Annotated in this window: 11 protein-coding genes, 4 tRNA genes and 1 pseudogene; 10 read left to right on the forward strand and 6 right to left on the reverse strand. The window is 27.1% G+C overall.

What is annotated here, in order from left to right; all coding sequences use genetic code 11:
* The first annotated feature begins 361 nt into the window (after positions 1-361).
* From T324_RS0101740 to T324_RS18690, 3 genes are all read left to right on the forward strand, one after another.
* Positions 362-1,768: an L-cystine transporter gene (locus T324_RS0101740; RefSeq protein WP_028328707.1), complete on the forward strand. Its 1,407-nt coding sequence runs from the start codon at positions 362-364 to the stop codon at positions 1,766-1,768.
* Between the two features lie 542 nt (positions 1,769-2,310).
* The gene (locus T324_RS18365; protein ID WP_245580606.1) at positions 2,311-2,715 is read left to right on the forward strand and encodes a hypothetical protein; all 405 of its coding nucleotides are present in this window, start codon (positions 2,311-2,313) and stop codon (positions 2,713-2,715) included.
* An 18-nt stretch (positions 2,716-2,733) separates the two neighbouring features.
* On the forward strand, positions 2,734-2,859 hold the full coding sequence (locus T324_RS18690) for a hypothetical protein (RefSeq protein WP_281171790.1): 126 nt from the start codon (positions 2,734-2,736) through the stop codon (positions 2,857-2,859).
* A 526-nt stretch (positions 2,860-3,385) separates the two neighbouring features.
* Here the strand turns inward: T324_RS18690 and T324_RS18930 are convergent.
* From T324_RS18930 to T324_RS0101770, 5 genes and pseudogenes are all read right to left on the reverse strand, one after another.
* Positions 3,386-3,442: pseudogene (locus tag T324_RS18930) on the reverse strand (hypothetical protein); the annotation flags it as partial.
* A 292-nt stretch (positions 3,443-3,734) separates the two neighbouring features.
* Positions 3,735-4,916, reverse strand: coding sequence for a cell surface protein (locus tag T324_RS0101755; RefSeq protein WP_051436764.1), 1,182 nt, complete (start codon positions 4,914-4,916; stop codon positions 3,735-3,737).
* An 848-nt stretch (positions 4,917-5,764) separates the two neighbouring features.
* Positions 5,765-7,615 (reverse strand): tRNA uridine-5-carboxymethylaminomethyl(34) synthesis enzyme MnmG, encoded by a 1,851-nt coding sequence (mnmG, locus tag T324_RS0101760; protein WP_028328709.1) that lies wholly within the window; start codon positions 7,613-7,615, stop codon positions 5,765-5,767.
* A gap of 364 nt (positions 7,616-7,979) precedes the next feature.
* The gene (locus tag T324_RS0101765; protein ID WP_028328710.1) at positions 7,980-8,753 is read right to left on the reverse strand and encodes a transporter substrate-binding domain-containing protein; all 774 of its coding nucleotides are present in this window, start codon (positions 8,751-8,753) and stop codon (positions 7,980-7,982) included.
* Between the two features lie 263 nt (positions 8,754-9,016).
* Positions 9,017-10,960, reverse strand: coding sequence for a fructose-bisphosphatase class III (locus tag T324_RS0101770; RefSeq protein WP_028328711.1), 1,944 nt, complete (start codon positions 10,958-10,960; stop codon positions 9,017-9,019).
* A gap of 165 nt (positions 10,961-11,125) precedes the next feature.
* Between T324_RS0101770 and T324_RS0101775 the strand changes: the two genes are divergently transcribed.
* From T324_RS0101775 to T324_RS0101800, 5 genes are all read left to right on the forward strand, one after another.
* A tRNA-Pro gene (locus tag T324_RS0101775) sits at positions 11,126-11,199 on the forward strand.
* 3 nt (positions 11,200-11,202) lie between these two features.
* Positions 11,203-11,276 (forward strand) — tRNA-Arg (locus T324_RS0101780).
* Positions 11,277-11,306: 30 nt separating this feature from the next.
* Positions 11,307-11,382: transfer RNA gene (locus tag T324_RS0101785), tRNA-His, on the forward strand.
* 644 nt (positions 11,383-12,026) lie between these two features.
* Positions 12,027-12,100, forward strand: a tRNA-Arg gene (locus tag T324_RS0101795).
* Between the two features lie 93 nt (positions 12,101-12,193).
* A complete protein-coding gene (locus T324_RS0101800) occupies positions 12,194-13,369 on the forward strand; it encodes a tetratricopeptide repeat protein (protein WP_028328712.1) in 1,176 nt (391 codons plus the stop codon).
* Here T324_RS0101800 and T324_RS0101805 read toward each other — a convergent pair whose 3' ends face one another.
* Complete coding sequence (locus tag T324_RS0101805) at positions 13,370-14,593, reverse strand: AAA family ATPase (protein ID WP_028328713.1); 1,224 nt, start codon at positions 14,591-14,593, stop codon at positions 13,370-13,372.
* Between the two features lie 118 nt (positions 14,594-14,711).
* Between T324_RS0101805 and T324_RS0101810 the strand changes: the two genes are divergently transcribed.
* Both T324_RS0101810 and T324_RS16465 read left to right on the forward strand, forming a co-directional pair.
* A complete protein-coding gene (locus T324_RS0101810; protein WP_028328714.1) occupies positions 14,712-15,854 on the forward strand; it encodes a VWA domain-containing protein in 1,143 nt (380 codons plus the stop codon).
* 42 nt (positions 15,855-15,896) lie between these two features.
* Complete coding sequence (locus T324_RS16465; RefSeq protein ID WP_051436765.1) at positions 15,897-16,535, forward strand: tetratricopeptide repeat protein; 639 nt, start codon at positions 15,897-15,899, stop codon at positions 16,533-16,535.
* Position 16,536: the final 1 nt, after the last annotated feature.

Raw genomic sequence — 16,536 nt, forward strand, 5'->3', positions numbered from 1 at the left:
GATAACTTTTTATATTATTCGATAAAAAATAATGAGGTGTGTATTAAGTTTTAAAATTTACTTACATTTGCCCACCCTTTAGACTTTTTAATTTATTCTGTAATTTTTGAATTATTTTTCTTTTTTTATTTCAAACATTCATTTTAGCTGCCCGCCCAAGATTTATTTAAATTTTAGGCGTATACATCCGCACGGATAATGAATATAAAAAATATATACTTAAATAAAAATTATAGTGCAGCTTATATTGAAAATTTAATTTACTGTGCGTTAAAGAGCCTTTATTTATAATACTATCAATTTTTTCAAAACTATATTATATTAGAATGCATTAAAATATTTTAAAGGAAGTTAATAATATATGGGATTTTATGTTGTAATTAATATCATTGTACTTATTGCTTTAATTGCAGTATTGTACGTAATGCAGAAAAAGCACATTAATTTTACTTATAGAGTATTAGGTGCTTTGATTCTAGGTTTGGTTTTAGGCTTCATACTTAGAACAGTTTATGCTGATAATATGGAAATAGTAAATCAAACTATAATTTGGTATAATGTTGTTGGAAATGGTTATGTAAGATTATTGCAGATGCTGGTTATGCCTTTAATATTTGTTTCTATAACTATGGCGCTTCTTAATATAAAAGGTGAAAGCAATGTTGGTAAGATGACTATTATAATTATTGCTGTACTTATGATTACAACTGCAATATCAGCATTGGTTGGATTTTTAATTGCTAAAGGATTTGGTTTAGATGCATCAAAACTTCAGTCTATAGTAGGGGATATATCTCAAGGGGCATCTAATTATGAGGGAAGATTAGAAGAGTTTTCATCAAGACCTGTTCCTCAGCAATTATTAGAAATTATACCTACAAATCCATTTGCTGCTTTAGCAGGTATGGGAGATTCTCCTACACTTTCGGTTGTATTTTTTGCTGCTGTGGTTGGTTCTTGTGCTTTAGGTTTAAGAAAGAAAAAGGCAGATGTTTTTGAGTTTTTTGTAAAAATTATGCAGACTATACATGATGTTGTAATGAAGATAGTTGCTTTTGTTATGAGATTAACTCCTTTTGGTGTATTGGCTTTAATGGCTAAATTTATGGCTTCAAGTGATTTGAATGCATTTGCCCAATTAGGACAATTTTTGATAGCTTCTTATATTGCTATTTTAATAATGCTTATAGTTCATAGTATTATACTTATAATATTTGGCTACAATCCCATAAAATATTATTCAAAAGCATTTGCTACCTTGATATTTGCATTTTCTTCAAGAACAAGTGTAGGAACTTTGCCATTAACTGTATCTACATTAAAGGATAAAATGGGTATATCTGAAGGTGTTTCAAATCTATCTGCTTCGCTTGCTGTTACAATAGGACAGAATGGATGTGCAGGTATTTATCCTGCTATGGTTATAGCTATGATTGCACCTACTTTAGGAATAAATCCTATTGAGCCTGCATTTTTAATAAAGGCTATAGTTATAATTGCTATAGGAAGTTTCGGTATTGCCGGAGTGGGCGGAGGTGCTACTAATGCAGCTTTAATAACTCTCTCTGCTTTAGGTTTTCCTGTGGGATTGGTTGCTGTGCTTCTTGGAATAGAGCCTCTTATTGATATGGGAAGAACTATGCTTAATGTTAATGACGGTATGGTTACCGCTGCCGTTACTGGTAAGATTTGCAAAGAAACAGATATGGATAAATTTAATTCCGACTATATAGACGATTCATCTGATAAAAATAAAGAAAGTATTTAATAAGTTATAATTACTTGCTGTGTAGTTATATTATGCAGCAAGTATATTTAATCTCTTAATAAATAATATTGACAAGCTATCTTTTATAAAATCATAATATTTTTTTATATCTTCAAGCATAAAAAATCCTAATTACTTTTTATAAAATAAACTGAGTTAAGACCTCTTTATGAAGATGATTTTCAATTTGAAGTTATTAAAAATAGAGAGGAGCTAGAAGATCATATATATGATTTAGATGATGATGAAAAAATTAGAATAAGAAATGCTGTAGAAAATGAATTAAGAGATTCTAAAAGCATTATATTTTATACTTCCGAGAGTGCAGGCGATGTTTATTCAAGCACAGAAGATTTTTTAGTTTATTTGCTTAATGAGATATTATATCAAAAATTATTAGCAAATAGTGAAAGAAAAAGATTATCATCGCATTTTATGGAGCTTGAAATAAGTATAAAAAAATGCTTATATTAATTTGGACTAAATAAATTTATTTGCTATACATTTTAAGATAATAATTTTTACGGGGGTTTTTGAAAATTATGAAAAAGGTTTATATTTTATTATTTTTAAGTTTTATTTTTATATCATGTTACAGACCTAATAAGTCATATTTTGATATTGTATCATCTAATAAAGAAAATAATAATATAAAAGTTGTTGTTGAAGCTAAAAAGTCGGGAAGAGAATCTGAGAATATATTTTTAGTTACTCAATTTTTGAATAATGATGATGTTATAGTTAATACTTCTATGTCGCAGATTGGTCCTATGATGTTTGATGCGGGTAAATATGAATTTAATGTTCCATTTCCTACTAATTCATTTACGAAATATACAAACTTTATAGAAGAGATTGAACAGGAAAGAGCTCAGAGGGTTGCTAATAGCGGCGGATTTGGAAGCAGCTTCTTTTACTTATATGATGCTTATGAATTTGATGGATAACAGAAGACCTGTATAATTATGATGATTACGGCAGCAGAAGAACAATTAATAGAGATTACTATGATGATAGATATACAACCAGAAGACGTACAGAAGGCGGTTTATTCAGCGGATTTGGAAACTCTTCTAATAAAACAACTTTAGGTGATAAAATACATCAACTAAAAGACGTACATTATTCAAACAAAGCTCAGGAAGTTCTACAAGAAAAAAATCAACTTTCAGACGCTCTTCAACTAGAAGAAGAAGATAATTAGATTTTAAATCTAATAAGCATTAGGGCGGGTATGCTTTTTTTATTAAGTTAAAAATAAATATGAAGTTATAATTTTTTATTACGGCATAAAATTTTGATGGGCGGGGTATGTAATTAAGTCATCGAGTTTATTTATATTTTTCCATTCCATTATTTTTATTGTTTCAAATTTTTTAAATTTGCAACACATTAAAGAAAATTAAAAATATAGTTTTTTATCAACTTTTCCCATGGCAAAAGTTGCAAAAACATGTATTTATAAATCAAAGCTGTATATTAAATTCATACTTTAGCTAATTTACTAAAATTAAAATAATAAGTTTAAAGTGAAATTTATTTTTAAACAGAAACTTCAGCACCAATACCAGTACTTTTTAAATTTGAGGTATACACAAGCCGCACGTTTAACCAAATTCAAAATATAAGTAAATTAATAGTTATAATTTGTATAATAAATAAAGTACCGTTTGGTGTGCGTTAAAGAGGTTTTAAATCTAATAGGCACGGGCTGGTACGGTTTTACTTATTGAATTTAAAAGAAAAATTTATTTACACTTTCCCACCCATTTTTCTTATTGCTTTTATCAGTCATTTCTGTTTCTAACTTTTTTAATGTTTTGAAATTTATATTTTATAAACCGCATTTAAACAAAAATATATAACAATTTTTAAAATGTTATTTATATAAAATAATAGGGTTCATTTAATTTTAAGAGTAAATGAACCCATATTATTTTTTAATTAATAATTATTGAGCGGTATTTCAATTTAATGAAGGTAAGTACCAAGTTATACCAGTAGTAGTTTCAAATAATACTGGAGATAAGTCAGTATTAGCTAATTTATTATCTCTTCCAGTAACATTACCATTAACATCCATCTCAAAGTACCATTCTAAGTCTTGAACTGGAGTTACATACATTTCAGCATAAGCTCCCCAGTTTAATGCATGAGTTGTTTCTTGACCTTGATCTTTACGTTTAGAAGATGCTACAGCATAACCTAATGAAGGTTCAAAATAGAAAGAAATTATATCGCTTGAAGCTGCTAAAGATAATACAGGTTTAACAAATACGCGGAATGGGCTTACATCATATATATCTGATTGTTTTTGATTAACTCCTACAGCTACACCATCAAGATTATTATATGAATTTGCTACTGTTATGAAGCTTCTTGATAATTCGCCTTTTAGAGCTTGGTTATAATCTATTCTAATAAAAGGATTAACAGTAACGTTTCCTATTTGTGTTCTTAAGAAGTATAATCTTAACTGTAAACCGAATTCTTCAGAAACCACTTTTGAGTTTGTTACATTTTCCCAAGTATTATTTTTGTAAGAAGCATATACTCTGATTTGATTGAAAGCATCTATGCCTGTATAATATCTCAATTCTATATTGTTGAAGCCTACACCTGTATATTTTACACCATCAGAAACTGAACCATTGTTGTAATTACCTTTATCGCTTACAGCAACTTGTATAGGAACTGCTAATCTTAAATTGTTATTTAAGGCATTAAGAACTAATGTAGGAGTATGTACTTGTATAAATCTGTTTATATAAGTGAAGTTGTAACCAACACCAACACCGATCATGTCAGAAGTATAAGCTATACCAGCAGATACTGTAGGGTTGAAAGAACTAGCTTCATTATTTACAGGGCTATTACCACCAGTAGTAGCATTAGCCTGATTATAACTAAAGATATTACCCATCCAGCCATTATCAGCCATAACACCGAAAGTACCCTTGATTGTGCCGTTGCCTAAAACGAAGCCTAATTGATCCATTCTCGCTCTGAATTGATTGCCATGTGTAAGAAAATCAATCCAGTCATCACCGTCTACACCGTACATACCAAATGCTGAAACTGATGTTATTAATAAAGAACCTATTACAGCAGCTAGGAACTTTACTTTTTTGCTAACTTTTTCTATCATAAAGTTATCTCCTAAATATTTTTTATACTATTACTCATTTCTGAGTATCAGCATCAAATAATAGTACCGGACAAGATTGCTTTGTCCGGCATTGAAAAAAGTTTTATTAACTACAAGTATTGTAAAAAAAAAAAAAAAAAAACAATATGAAAATATCATTTTTTGCTGCAAAATATATAAATTTTTACTAATTTTATCTATATCAAAAATCACTGTTTTTATTTAGTGTGTATCTTTATATATATTTAAGGTTATTTTATAATTTTTATATTTAATTACAGCTTGGGTGGGTGTGCTTTTTTTATTGAGTTAAAAATGAATATTAAGTTATAATTTTTATTATGACAGAAAATTTTGATGGGCGGGGTATGTAATTAAATCATTGAGTTTATTTAAGTTTTCCCTCCCATTATTTTTTATTGTTTCAATAAGTTATTTTTGTTTTAAATTTTTTTCTGTTTAAATAGATATTTTTGTACAATCATAGATTTTTTAAATTTGAGGTATAACACATTAAAAATATAGTTTTTTTATCAACTTTTCCCGTGGCAAAAGTTGCAAAAGCACATATTTATAAATTAAATCTAATAATTTGTATTGAATAAAATTTTAATATGCGGGATATGTAATTTAAGTTTTGATTTATTTAGATTTTCCCTCCCATTATTTTTTATTGTTTCAATAAGCCATTTTTGTTTTAAATTTATTTGCTGTTTGAATAGATATTTCAGTACCCACCCTAAATTTTTAAATTTAAAGCTTATATACCGCACGCAGAATTAATTTTTTATATATATGATGTTAATAATTATAATTTGAATTATATATAAAAATGTGTTTACCGTGCGTTATTTCTTTTTATTAGTAAGGGCAAGTATTAGAATATGCACAACTGATTTATCAACTTCCGGTATTCTCAAAGCCTGTGATATATTATAAGGCTTATACTGTTTCAATTTATTAACTGCATCAATTTTTACACTTTTTAAAGTAGAGTAGTCAAAATCTTCAGGTATAAGCATGTTTTCGTATTTTTCTATATCTCTTATTTCATTTAAATATCTTGCAATATATCCTTCATATTTAATAGCGATTTCTGCATTCTCCAAAACATTTTGATTGTAATCACCGTCTATTAAATGCTTTAACATATCAATACCGCATTCCGGACGCTTTATTATAGAAGCTAAGCTCATAGTACGATATTCCTGAGCCTCTTTTGTAAATCCTAAATCTTCTGTTTCTTTTTGTGTGAGTGTGCGTTTATTTAAAAACTCAACAAGTATTTGAGTTTTTTGTTTTTTATCTCTTACCTTATCAAGTCTTTCTTTGCTTGCAAGCCCTATATTATAGGAAAACTCTGTCAATCTTTCATCAGCATTATCTTGCCTTAAAAGCATTCTATGTTCTGCCTGAGAAGTAAACATTCTATGAGGCTCTTTAGTCCCTTTAGTTGTTAAGTCATCGATTAAAACGCCGATATATCCGTCGCTTCTTTTTAATATTAATGGAGATTCTTTTTTTATTTTTAAGCTTGCATTTATTCCAGCCATAAGTCCCTGACATGCAGCTTCTTCGTATCCGCTTGTTCCGTTAATTTGTCCTGCTAGAAATAAGCCTTCTATTTTTTTAGTTTCAAGTGTAGGCTTTAATTCTATAGGGTTCACATAATCATATTCTACCGCATAAGCTGGTTTCAATATTTTTACTTCCTCTAAACCTTTTAATGCCCTTATCATTTTTATTTGTACTTCTTCCGGTAAACTTGAAGAAAATCCGTTTATATAAACTTCATTAGTTCTGTAGCTTTCTCTCTCTAAATGTAATTGATGTCTTGGTTTATCTGCAAATCTTACAACTTTATCTTCTATGCTTGGGCAGTATCTTGGTCCTATGCCTGTTATAACTCCGCTGTACATTGGAGATAAATGTATATTATCCTGAATTATTTTATGAATATTAGCGTCTGTATAAGTTATATAGCAAGGCTCTTGAACTATATCAATTTTTTCATCTAAAAAAGAGAATGGTGTTATTTCATCATCACCTTTTTGCATCTCTAATATATCAAAGTTAATAGAATAATAATCTACTCTTGCCGGTGTTCCTGTTTTTAATCTTCCAACCTCAAGTCCTAAACTTCTTAAACTATCAGATAGTCCTATTGCTGGTAATTCTCCAATCCTTCCCGCCTGTTTTTGATACTTACCTATATGAATGAGTCCATTTAAAAATGTTCCTGTTGTGAGTATAACTGCTTGGCATTCGTACTCTCTGCCTCTTTCTGTTCTGATTCCTTTAAGTACATTATTTTCTACAATTATTTCTGTTACTATATCCTGATGAAGTGATAGATTATTTTGTGCATACAATGTTTTAGCAGCTTCATCTTTATATGCATATTTATCTGCTTGAGCTCTTGGTGCCCATACAGCTTTTCCTTTACTTCTGTTAAGCATTCTAAACTGCATCATAGTTTTATCTATTAATATTCCCATCTCACCGCCAAGTGCATCAATCTCTTTTACAATAGTACCTTTAGCTACTCCTCCTATGGAAGGATTGCATGACATTTGTCCTATGGTATCCAAATTAATAGATATTATTAAAGTTTTCATTCCTAGTCTGGCACATGAAAGCGAAGCCTCTATTCCTGCATGTCCTGCACCTACTACTATTACATCGTATTTATTATTCATATAGTATTATTCTCTTTATTAAGTTAAAAATTTTTTAATACAAAAATGATATAATAAAAATACTATATTGTCAAAGGTAATTTATTATATAAAATTCTAAATAGGGTAGAATATATAATTTAAGTAAAAAAATTAATCACATATACCGCACGGTTAGTAAAATTTAAAATATAAAATAGTTTTGAATTATAATGTTAATAATAAATTAAACTTTGCTTACCGTGCGTTAAATAGAGTTTAAATTTAAATAACACTTGGGTGGGTGTTAACAATTCTAATAATGCTATAAAGATAATTAATATTAAAATTCAAAAAATTGTAATAAAGCCTAAAGGGTGGGCAAGTGTAAGTAAAATTTTAAATATTATAAATGCTTATCAGTTAATTGTTGATAAACACCATTAGTCATTATTTCTTGAAGTCCACTGTTAATTTTATCCAATAAGATATGATCTCCTTTTCTTACAGCTATAGCATAGCCTATTTCAGGATATTCTATAGTTTGAACTATTTTTAAATCTTTATCATATTGAATATAATTAATGCAAGTAAGTTTATCAATCATAATAGCATCTATTTTATCTCTTTTTAAAGAAAGCAAAGCACTGCCTGCTATATCAAATCTTTTTACATTATAAATATCTTCGGATTTTGATATTATAATATCTGAAACAGTATCTCTTATCACTCCAACAGTTTTTCCTATTAAATCATTAGTTGTTTTTATATTTGTATTTTGTTTATTTACTACGAAACTTTGACCGGCAGATAAATAGCTATCCGAAAAAGTTACAAGTTTTTTTCTTTCTTCTGTTATACCCATAGCTGCTATAATAATATCTATATTATTTTTGTGAAGCTCTGGAATAAGTTTAGAAAATCGCATAGGAACAAATTGTATTTCAAAATCTGATGCTTCAGCTATTTCATTCATTAAATCGTAATCGAATCCGCCAATATTATCATTACTTGAATTCTGTATAGGATAATCATAAGTATATATACCCACTCTTAGTGTTTCATTAGAATAGTTATTAGTTTGTATTTCATCTTCTTCTAAGTCATTTGTATTGGAATAATTACCACAGGCGGTAAAAATTATAAAAGTGAACAATATAAAAACAATAATTTTTTTCATTTCTATAAAATATGTTTTTTAATGTATGTAAAAATAATATATGTATCTAAGAAAAAGTCAAGCAATTATTTTTTATAATTATATCTCTATAAACTTTAAATACTTCAAAAATCAATAGTAAATTTATTTTTTATATTTTTTGTTTGCCATGCAGTTATAGTATTACTTAAAAGTTCATTATATTTAAAATATTTTTAACGTGTGTTTGACTATAATAAAAAGCTGACATCATAAATTATGATATCAGCTTTAATTTTTTATTATTAATTAATTTTTTCTTTAACAATACCGCTTCTGTATGCTTCCAGAAGTTCTAACAAATCATTTATACGTTTATATAATTCTTTTCCTGTATCTGTTTCTCCAACAGTAATTCTTTTTATAAAACGTTCTACTATTATAGATCTAGGCTGTAATTTAAATCCTGATTCTACAACTTCAGCAAAAGGTCTGTGTTCTGCTATTACCATTCTGTTAGAATTAGATATTAAAGTGTAGCCTCCTATTCCTGTGTTCTTATGGTATGCTTTAGATAATCCTCCGTCTATAACAAGAAGTATTCCTCCTCCTTTTATAGGACTTTCTCCTTTATGAGTTTTTACAGGAACATGTCCATTAACTATATGAGAAGTTTCTATATCCAAATCGAATTCTTTCAATATTTTTTGGCAGTATTCCTTACTGTCTATATGATAATAGTATGGATTATAAAGTTCTTTATGAGTTTCTTTATCTTCTATAAAATATCTCTCAAATGTGGTCATTTTGTTTTTGCCAAATAGAGGCGATTTAGGACCTGACCATAAATACCAGCAGTAATCTAATGCATTTAATTGTTCTTCGCTTCCAACCTCGCAGTAGAATGCTTTGCGTACTTTATCTTCTACTTGTTTGATGTATCTTTTTCCTGATAAGTACTGACCATCAATATAAACATCATCAAAAGATCCATCTTCTCTAGTAGGTATGCACCCATGATAAAGAAGATTGCCATTAAATATTCTATATATTCCGCCTTTAGCATATATGTAATTAGTATGCCTTTGAAGAGTAGGGCTGTTTATAAATGAAAATGCCAATGTTTGTATTAATGTATTTTCTCCTTCTGTAAGTTCAAAAGGATTATTCTTATCTATTGTAGGGAAATTTTTATCTCTAAGTTCGTAAGTTTTTCCTTCTATTGTAATAGTGCCTGCATCATAATCTATTTTATCAAGCAGTATTCTTTCGTCCATTCCATAATTAGGATGTCTTTTTATAAGCTGGCATTCTAATTTGAATTGTATAATAGATATGGCTTTATGCATTTTAGCAGCTAAATCTTTATCAACCTCATCATATATGTTTTTATCTAATGTATTAGGCTTAAATACTTCGCAAGGATCATCTTTATAAACATCATTTGCAAAAGATGATAATGATCTTAAATTAATACCATAACTATATTCAAGCAAGTCGAAATTATTATATCTTACAGCCAAACGAACAGCATTAGCTACGCATATTAAACTTCCTTTAGCTGCACCAAGCCAATGTATATCATGATTTCCCCAAGCTATATCAACCTCATTGAAAGTCATAATACTTTCCATAACTTTATCAGGATGAGGTCCTCTGTCATAAATATCTCCCACTATATGGAGCCTATCTACACTGCATTGACGTATAAGCTGACAAAGAGCTATTATAAACTTATCTGCAGCTGATATTTCTATAATAGAGTTTATAATAGAGAAGTAGTAATTTTCTTTATTTTCTTCAGCATCAGTTTGCAGTAATTCATCTAATATATATGCAAAGTTTTGAGGCATTTTTTTTCTAATTTTTGATCTAGTATATTTGCTTGTTACAAGTTTGCATATTCTAATAAGCCTGTATATTGTGATTCTGCACCAATCATCAAAATCTTCCATATTAGCTTTATTATTTATAGTATTTTTAGTATCTACGATTAATATTTGAAGCTCAACTCTGTCATGTTCAGGTATTGTATTTTTAAATAATGTTTCAATTTTATCCTTGATAACCCCAGAAGAAGTTCCTAGCAAATATTCAAACCCTTCAGATTCTCCATGTATATCGCTTAAGAAATATTCAGTACCTTTAGGAAGTTTGGAAATAGCTTTAAGATTAATAATTTCTACGGAAGCATCATCTATTGTAGGGTATTTTTTGGATAATAATTCTAAATAATCTTTATCTCTCATGATTTAACCCCCAAATATAATTGATACTAACAATTATATACAAAAAAATTGGTTAATCTATATAAATTGTAAAATATTCTCAAATTAATTTATAAAAAAATCATAATTAAAGATATTGACAAAAAAAATAATTAGTATATAATTGTTTTAACTTGAAAACGATTGCGGGATGTAGCGCAATTGGTTAGCGTACCTGCTTTGGGAGCAGGGGGTTGTGAGTTCGAGTCTCACCATCCCGATACGCGCTAGTAGCTCAATTGGATAGAGCAACTGCCTTCTAAGCAGTAGGTTACAGGTTCGATTCCTGTCTGGCGCACATATATTTTGATTTTATTCCAAAATACATGGCGAATGTAGCTCAGTTGGTTAGAGCGCCAGATTGTGGATCTGGATGTCGCGGGTTCAAGTCCCGTCTTTCGCCCATATTCTAAAACACATTAAATATTAATTAGATAGTTTCTTAAATAAAAAAATATACATTTTTTTACACTTTAGATAATTTAAATAATTTTATTAATTAAATTACAAATATTTTTTTCAAAGCTGTTTCAATGCTATATTTAATGATGCAAATATAAACTATAGTAACTGGTACCAAAAATTAAATATATAAGTTGTATTTGACTTTAGTATAATATATCAATTATTTATATGTTTAGTTTTGAAAATTTTGTATAAAATATTTTGGTATATGTAGTTACAATAGCAATTAATTTTCAGTATCTTATAGTTTTTGCATTTGAAATGACTGAGTTTTTAAAGTATATATTAATTAAGTTTATGTAATTTTTTTATTTAAGAAATTAGGAGTAGTTAAAATTGCTTCTGTTAGAATATACATGTTAAGCAATAAAAATAATTTTATAAATACTACTATATGGTTTAGTTTTAATACAGGATTTCAATTAAGATTAATATTTTCATTTTTATTTAATTAAGGTTTGTGATAAAAAATATATGCTGTTATGCCTTTAAAAGCAGAATATTTTTGTATTTGCGATTTTACAGTCGATTTTAAATTATGTTTAATTCATTGCCGATAATTATTGCAGTATAATTATTGAATGCGTCTGTGGCTCAATTGGATAGAGCAGCGGATTTCGGTTCCGTCGGTTGGGGGTTCAAGTCCTCTCAGACGCGTATACTATATAAAATTGATTGATATTTAAAACAAATATGTTAAAATGTAATACATATATTTTTTTCTATGAGAAATAAGGTACTTTAGATTATATGGAAGAAAAAAATTTTAGAAAATTGAATTTTATAGTATTAATATTATTCCCAATAATTCTGCTTATATTTTCAATAACATATAATATATATAATATTGGTACAACTAATAAAATCAAAAGTGAATTAGAAAGCTTCACAAATTCTCTTTCTCTAAGATTAGAAAGTAAATATATGGATATGATGAGTTTGTATTTTAAAGATGAACTAAATAATTATACAATAGCAAATGAATTTACAAATTTAGTTAAAGAACAGGTAAGATTGGGAGTCACCCCTCATTTTAATTCTCTTAAATTTTCTATAGATTACACAATTAAAAAAAGTATAAGAAATACAACATATTCCATATTATTCATAGCAGTTTTAATGTTTATATTAACTTTAGTACTAAATTTCACTAATAATAGTTTTAGCTCAGCATCTGCCAATACTCAAAAAGCAATTAAACAGGATAATGCCTCTGATTCAAAAGAAAAGTCTAAGTCAATAAATAATGTAGTAGATAACTCATATACTGATAATATAAAAGCTGAAATAGAGGATATGTATAAAAATCTTGTTAATGAAATAAAAAATTCAAGAGATGAAAAAGCTTTAGAAATATTGGAAAAAATGTTTCAAATTGACGATAGAAATTATTTAGCTTTAAATGGTGCTGGCATATTGCATACAAAAATGTATAGCCGTGATAATAAGGAAGAGCAATTTAAAAAAGCAGATCAATATTTTGAATATGCCTTATCATTATTCGGCAATAATGATAATATACAAAATAATAAAGGTATTCTATATTCTATAAGATATGAAATAAAAAAAATGGAAGATGATTATGAAAAGGGATTAATGATGTTTAATGATATATTGTCTTCTAATTATTTAGATTCGGAGTTATTAAATAATAGAGCAACTTTGTATTCTGTTAAATATAAGATAAAAGGTGATGATAATTTATTTCAAAAGGCTTTAAAAGATTATAATGATTTAATAGAAATGGATTTTAATAATATATATGCTCTAAATAATAGAAGTGCTCTTTTTTTCAATAAATATAAATATTCAGGCGATAAAAAATATTTTGATAAATCTATTGAGGATTGCAATACAGCATTTAAAATTAATTTTTCTGAATCATTATATGATAATACAGGAACTCTATATATTTATAAATTCTAATTAATTATGTTTGATGCTTTTAGGAATTTCTATATTTTTTCGTTTTATTCCTAAATTATTTTTTCTATATTCAAATTCAAGATCATTCATATTTAATGCTCTGTTATATTTTTTTATCTCATCAGTACTGTATAATATACTCATATTATTTTCTTTATTTATAAAAAAATAATTATGAAGCTGCATATCATCCATACTCATCAAAGTTATGTCATGTGTGGAAAGTATTAATTGAGAAGTTTCCTTTTCAATATCATCAAATGCATAGTTTTTAAATAAACTTACAGTAAATTTTAATAATTCAGATTGAATTGCATTGAATTCATCCAATATTGATAATGTACCATTCATAATAGAATATAATATATATATAAGATTAATAGCATATACTTTATTTCCTTCCGATTCTACTTCATCAAAATCATTGCTGTAAGTATCATGTTTAGAAAGCAATTTTTTATTGTCAAAAACAAATGAAAAATCATTATTATTTTCAGCATCAACAATATTTAAATCATCAATATCCGCCATATTAAGAAGTTTTTTATATGTACCCCAAACTTTATGTTCATTGAAATAGTTAAAAGCGTGCATTATAGCGTATGATGAAAAATCAGCCTCATTTGTAAAAGGAAATAGAAAACAAAGATTTGTAAACAATGATATATAATAGTTAGATTCTTCTCTATATTTGTCTATTTTGTTATTGATATGATTATTTTGAATATCATTAAAAAAGCTTAATACTGTATTTTTATCTGGTATGCTGTCGCTGTATTTGAATATGCCGTTTACTATATTAGATTTAAGTCTTTCAAATATTATATCATTATCTTTAATTAAAATTTCTGAATATATTGTTTTATTTTCATTATCTAATATTAATTCATATTTACATAAACTATACTCATCATAAGAATAGAATTCTATATAGAATCTGCTTTTTTTATATTTCCCATAAATCATATTAGGATCTAATAATCTGTTTATGCTGTCATTACTTGATGATATATATCCATTATTAGCATAGAATATGTATTTTAGAGCATTTATCAAATTACTTTTTCCGCATCCATTATGACCATATAGAAAACATACTTTAGATATATATTCATTATTTATTTTTTTTATATACGGATTATTATTTGTTTCGGGTACTCTAAAATTAATTGATGCTTCATTATAAAATGATCTATAATTTGATAAGCTAAATTTTAACAGCATATTGGTTTAAATCTCTTTTCAAATGTTTTCTACTACAAATTAATATAACAAAATATTTTATAATATGTAAATTATTAATTATATTGATTTTTTGGTATTTTATTTATATTATATAGTAATGGATAATAATAATATAGATTATAAAAGTTTAAATAGATGGCGTTTAATACTCGGAAGTTTCGCTGAAGATAATATAGAGCTTAACAGTAAATACTTTGAGATGGATAATGCATTGAGTTTTTTGTATGATAGAGAATATAGTGAAGAATCGGGGTATGCTGATTTTGAAAATAATGATAAATCCAATGGCGGTAAGGAAAAAAGTTCATTAACTGTTCCTATTTGGGTTGCAAAGGTAAAAAAATTATTTCCTAAAAATACTGTTGAAATCATGCAAAATCAGGCATTGGAAAAATATAATATGACTGAAATGCTTACTGATGAGAATATTTTAAAAGAGATGGAGCCTAGTATGGAGCTTTTAAAAAATATTCTCACTTTTAAAGATATGATGAATGGTAATGTAAAAAAATTAGCCTATGATATTGTGAGAAAAGTTGTAGATGATTTGAAAAAAAAGCTTGAAAGTGATATTAAAAAAGTATTCTATGGTAAAAAACTTCCAAACTCTACAACTTCAAATAAAATATTTAAAAACCTTGATGTTAAAAAGACTATAAGAAATAATTTGAAAAACTACAATATTGAAGATAAAACTATATTTGTAGATAAATTGTATTTTAATCAAAATATAAAAAAATATAATCCTTGGCATATAATAATCCTCATAGATGAAAGCGGATCTATGATGGATTCTGTCATATATTCATCGATAATGGCATCTATATTTGCTAATCTTCCATATTTATCTATAAAACTTGTTATATTTGACACTTCAATAGTTGATTTAAGCGATTATGTAAAAGACCCTATAGATGTATTATTTAAAGTTCAATTGGGCGGAGGTACAGATATAGTTAAGGCTTTAGAATATGCCAAAAAGATAACAACAATACCTGAAAAAACTATTGTTCTTCTTATAAGTGATTTATATGATAGTAATGATTACAAATATATGTATAAAAGTGCAAAAGATATAATTGAAGCTAGATCAAAACTTTTTGTTCTGCCTGCTTTAGATTACAATGCTGATGCTTCTTATGATAAAAATGCAGCGAAGCAATTAGCAAGGATTGGTGCTAAGGTTGCAGCTATTACTCCTAATGAACTTTCCAAATGGATTAGCAATGTTATATCTTAAATGTCTTATATATGATATAATAAAATGAATTAGGACAATTTTATGGAAAATTATTCAAACAATGATAGCTCATTTGAAAAATATTATGAAGATGGTATTAATTGTTATAAGAGTAAACAATATGAAGAGGCTTTGGAAACATTTAACAAAGCTGTAAAATTAAACCCTAATCATGCAAAAATCTATTTATATATGGGGGTTTCAAGATTGTTACTTGATAGAAAAGAAGAAGCCATATTAGATTTTAGTAAAGCTATAGAATTAGACCCTGGATATGCAAAATTCTATTTTTACAGAGGGGTTTGCGAGATGATATTAAAGATGAAAGAAGAAACTATGTCTGATTTTGATAAAGCTATAGAATTAGATTCAAATTATGCAAAGGCATATTTTTATAGAGGTATTTTTAAGTCATCATTGAATATGAGAGAAGAAGCTATATCAGATTTTACTAAAGCTATAGAGATTGACTCAAATTATGCTGAAGTATATTATCATAGAGGATTTTCTAAACTTAAATTGGATAAAAAAGATGAGAGTATAGAAGATTTCAATAAAATTCTTGAGTTAAATCCTGACGATGCTTTTGCTTATTTTATAAGAGGAAATATTAAAAAAAATCTCAATCAAAATGATGAAGCCGAAAAGGATTTTGAGAAATATGAAGAATTAAAAAAATAAA

This window comes from Brachyspira alvinipulli ATCC 51933, assembly GCF_000518245.1.
In the GTDB taxonomy this organism is placed as follows: Bacteria; Spirochaetota; Brachyspiria; order Brachyspirales; family Brachyspiraceae; genus Brachyspira; species Brachyspira alvinipulli.